Annotated in this window: 2 protein-coding genes and 2 pseudogenes; 2 read left to right on the top strand and 2 right to left on the bottom strand. The window is 44.4% G+C overall.

What is annotated here, in order from left to right; translation table 11 throughout:
• Positions 1 to 235 precede the first annotated feature (235 nt).
• Both Q0081_RS19405 and Q0081_RS19400 read right to left on the bottom strand, forming a co-directional pair.
• Positions 236 to 1,361, bottom strand: a pseudogene (locus Q0081_RS19405) (IS91 family transposase).
• Positions 1,362 to 1,385: 24 nt separating this feature from the next.
• Positions 1,386 to 1,923: pseudogene (locus tag Q0081_RS19400) on the bottom strand (tyrosine-type recombinase/integrase).
• A gap of 168 nt (positions 1,924 to 2,091) precedes the next feature.
• Here Q0081_RS19400 and Q0081_RS19395 point away from each other — a divergent pair.
• Together Q0081_RS19395 and ltrA are read left to right on the top strand one after the other, a co-directional pair.
• Positions 2,092 to 2,229, top strand: coding sequence for a hypothetical protein (locus Q0081_RS19395; RefSeq protein ID WP_298357128.1), 138 nt, complete (start codon positions 2,092 to 2,094; stop codon positions 2,227 to 2,229).
• 866 nt (positions 2,230 to 3,095) lie between these two features.
• On the top strand, positions 3,096 to 4,319 hold the full coding sequence (ltrA, locus tag Q0081_RS19390) for a group II intron reverse transcriptase/maturase (protein ID WP_298357125.1): 1,224 nt from the start codon (positions 3,096 to 3,098) through the stop codon (positions 4,317 to 4,319).
• Positions 4,320 to 4,414 lie beyond the last annotated feature (95 nt).

Genomic DNA, 4,414 nt, shown 5'->3' with positions numbered 1-4,414 from the left:
CCAATAACTAAGGTTTCGTGGTGGCTGAAAGCCAAGGCATGAAACCGCTGTTGAACGAAACCTTCGGTGGCGGTGAGTGCTCACCAACCCCTTTTCTTTTGTTATGGAGTTATCGTCGGGCAGGTAACTATGCTGAGAGCAGGTTTTTGACCTGCTTTTTGCTTTTACAGCTGTTTATGCTCCATTTTCATGGGTTTTTGTTGGGGTTAGTGCATAAACTCCCCTACCCATCCCGTTAGCTAACGGGATCGTTGCTTTCACTTTGGCAAACGCCCATGTATGAGGCAGGCGGGCCCCAAGGTCCAAATACCTCAATCGTTACTAAATTTCCTTCGCCACAGCATCGGCACTTTCTTAGCAAGGTTTTGGGTTCGGGTGCTTCTGCCGGTTTTAGCTTAAAATACTCCCGCAACTTCTTGAACTTTACACGCTTCCATGTGCTTGAAAGTACACCAAAATGACGTATTCTAACGAAACGTTTGGGCAATATATGCTGAGTAAAGCGCCTGATAAACTCACTGTGGGTTAGTGTAATGCTCTTTTTTAAGCCATTTTGGCGGTAATCTTTGTAGGAAAACCTAACACATTCGTCATCCACCTGCTGGATGCGATGGTTGCTAATGGCCACTTTGTGCGTGTAACGCCCAAGATACTCCACCACTGATTTGGGACTTCCAAAAGGCCGCTTGGAATACACCACTCAATTTTTCTTAAAAAGTGCTTCTCTGGTCGCTTTGTCTATCTCCAGTTTTTTGCTCAACTCACCTATATACTTGGCTCTGAACACCTTACTGAGTGCTTTTACTGCAAACAAAAACTTACCATCCGCTCGCAGATTGTGCCAATTGCCCTTGGCATCTACACCACCGCCTGGAACGATGCAATGTAGGTGTGGGTGTAAGCTCAGATTCTGACCCCATGTATGCTGCATCATACCCATCTGCAAGCCCTTTTGCTTGCCAAAAGTTTCTAAGGTCTGCCAAACAGCCCCAAATAACGAATCATAAACCAATTTGGGCTGATGAAGTGCCAATGGGTTCAACTCAGAAGGCAGCGTAAAAACCACATGAAAATACGGTACCGGCAATAAATCAGCCTCCCGTGCCCGCTTCGGCGGTCCGATGTATCCATTCTTCTCGCTTGTGGCCTTGACACTTAGGGCAGTGGCGGTTGCGGCAAGAATTGTAACTGATAGCAATGTGGCCGCAGGCATCACAGGCATCTACATGACCGCCCATGACAGAAGTTCTACAATGTTGTATCGCTCGCAAGGTGCGAACTTGCCAACCATTTAATCCCAAATCTTCAATGCCATCGCCCAGCCGACCCAGCACATGGGCTACTTCCCAAACAGGCTGCACTGCGAAAACAACGTGTCAAGTGGGCTAAAAACGGGTTTGGTTTGCAACTGCGCCACATGAAGATATAGCCGCATCGGCGGTCCGAATAGTGGTCTCGATGTTCTCATGTCCCAGAAAATTCTTGACACTGATTATATCCATGCCATCTTCCAACAAATGAGTCGCGCAAGTATGCCTCAGCGTGTGTACATGGACGTCCTTGATGATACCAGCTCGTTTGGCGGCTTCTTTCACAGCCCATTGTACCCCTTTTTGGCTGTAACGAGAATCAAAGTCTCCGCCTGCACGGTCTATAATATTTACTCCACCAAAGAGGTAGTCGGTGGGTCTTTCCACTGAAATATAACTTCCGCGTCGGCGGTCCGATAAGTCCTCGAATAAGATGCTCAGATAGTGGCTCATAGCGGTCTTTTTTACCTTTACCCTGCACTACTTTTAGTTGCCTACGGTCAAAGTCTAAATCCGCCAATTTTACACTCCGAACTTCCAAACAACGCAGTCCGCATCCATACAACAGACCGATTAAGACCTTGTGTTTAAGCAAACTACACCCTTTGAGCATCGCCCAAACCTCCTGTTTGTTCAATACAACGGGAAGTTTGTTTACCTTTTGCAGGTAACTGTAGGGCAAGCCTTCGCTCTTTAAGAGGAAACGAAGCCCATAAAAGGTATGCTTGAAATAGGGTTGGGATGGGGTTATGCTCCGCTGTTGGAGCATAAAGAGATACTCATGGACCTGCTCTTGATCGAGTTCGGTGGGGATTTTACCATAATGCAGCGCAATGGCCGCAATATGCATGGAATAGTTTTTGAAAGTACTTGGGCTGCGGCCAAGTATCGAAATACTACGCTCAAAACGGTGGATTAACTCTTGAAAGCCAGGCTCTTCTCTACTGGCGCGATTGATGAGCGCTCATCAGCATTCTTTTTTTGTCATAATTAATTTTAAGTTTAAATTTGCCGTAAAATTAACCCTTTTGGGCTAATATAGCTACCGAAGGTTTTGTTCAACAGGCGTTTGGCAAAAAAGCGGGTTCAGTGCTTGAATGAAATATATGTACTAAGTTCAACATTGAGAATTCTATTGAACTTTTATGCCAAAAATCGTCCCTTCGCCAAGCCCAAAAACGTGTGTGACTTGAATTGAGCTAAGCATCAACTTAGTAAGAATGCTTTAAAACAGATGGAAGGCATCTACTATTAACAATCATAAAGTGCGGAGTTCGAGCGAACTGAACGGCTGACTTCGAGGGCTAAAATGTAGATGAATTGGACTTCCGATGACGACTTTCAGGAGTAGTTATCAAACCACCTTATGCTGCGATATTTGGAAACTATATTGTGGTGAGCGATAAGGAAAAACCAGAACAACGATTCTTGTAGGTGGGTAAGATGGAGCTGAACGAAAAGTAACCAACGATGAAGCCTCGATAGGGCAAAGACGATGTCAAAAGCAGGTAGTTACGTTTGTACTTGCGATAAGAATGCAACAGATACCTGATTACTGGTTGCGTGGCATCCGGGGTAAAGTTGGCAGCAACATCTTATAGGCTGTATTAAGGAACAAGTGAAGTCGTTGTCGCACTGTCAAATCGAGAGAAGAAGCAGTCATGGATGGATGCCATGAGACAACGGTGGCAGACTCAGTTGTAGTAGTGTTGAGATTTCTGTAACGGAGATGGAGCGAAGGACTGAGCTTGTTTGGTTTCAAAACAATTTACAACCAGCAATGGGATGATTGATTACTATGAAACAAAATCGCAACCAATAACCAGAGCAATGGTTTGGCAAGCGTACAAAGAAGTAAGAGCCAACGGCGGTAGCGGAGGCATAGATGGCATGAGTTGGACGTATTTGGATAAAAATCTAAAAACGGAACTCTTCAAACTATGGAATCGGCTGGCATCAGGCACTTACTTCCCGCAGCCTGTCAAACAAGTGGCTATTGCCAAGAAAGACGGGGGAATACGAAATTTAGGTATTCCAACCCTACTCGACGGCATAGCCCAGCAGGTAGTCAGACAACATCTTGAGAGGATAGTTGAACCACAATTTCACAAGAGTTCATATGGTTATCGTCCCAATCGTAGTTGCCATGATGCCGTAATTTCGGCACAAATCAACACATTCAACCACGATTTTGCGGTAGATATAGACATCAAAGGATACTTTGACAACATAGACCATGAATTGTTATTGAAAGCGGTAGCTCACTACTGCCAAGATAAGTGGGTGTTGATGTATGTAAGAAGGTGGTTAGAGGCAGGAGTGGTACAAAATGACAAAACTTTTGTCCCATCCACATCAGGTACGCCCCAAGGTGGGGTAATCAGCCCTTTACTTTCCAATATCTTCTTGCATGTAGTATTTGACAAATGGATGGAGAAAATTCATCCTGAGAAGCCCTTTGAAAGGTATGCCGACGACATGGTGGTACATTGCAAGACGGAGAAACAGGCGCAGTTTATGATGAAGGGAATTACCAGACGCATGAACGATTGCAAACTCAACTTGCACCCTACAAAGACACAAATAGTGAACTTGAGAGGGGAGTCCATACAGGAATATGCAAAGAAGTATGATTTTCTTGGATTCACCATTAAGCCGAGCATGGTCAAATTCAAAGAGAGGCTCAAGGTAGTTCCCAGCACCTTTGTCAGTACTAAGTCGAAGAAAAGCATCTTGCAAAAGTTCAAATCTTTGGAGATTCATAAATGGCGTAAGCCATTGCTATTAATCGCCAAAGAGGTGAATCAAATTAGTCGTGGTTTAATCAATTATTACCATAAATTTGAAAATAAATCAATGCGATATGTTTGGAATCAACTCAACCACCGACTATTGAAATGGGTCAAATGGGAGAAGGGTTTGTATAAATATGACGCAGTCAGATGGTTAAAACATATATACAAAGACAATCCTAAGCTATTTGTTCACTGGGCGCTGGTACATCCATAAATGCGATTTATAAACAAGAAGAGCCGTGTGAAGGGAGACTTTCACGCACGGTTCCGTGAGAACGTGGGGGTGCAATTCCCCTGCGTGACTCGATT

It is taken from the genome of Runella sp., from assembly GCF_027484545.1.
In the GTDB taxonomy this organism is placed as follows: Bacteria; Bacteroidota; Bacteroidia; order Cytophagales; family Spirosomataceae; genus Runella.
The sequence above is the reverse complement of the archived record's forward strand: the minus strand, read 5'-3'. Positions and strand labels throughout refer to the sequence as shown.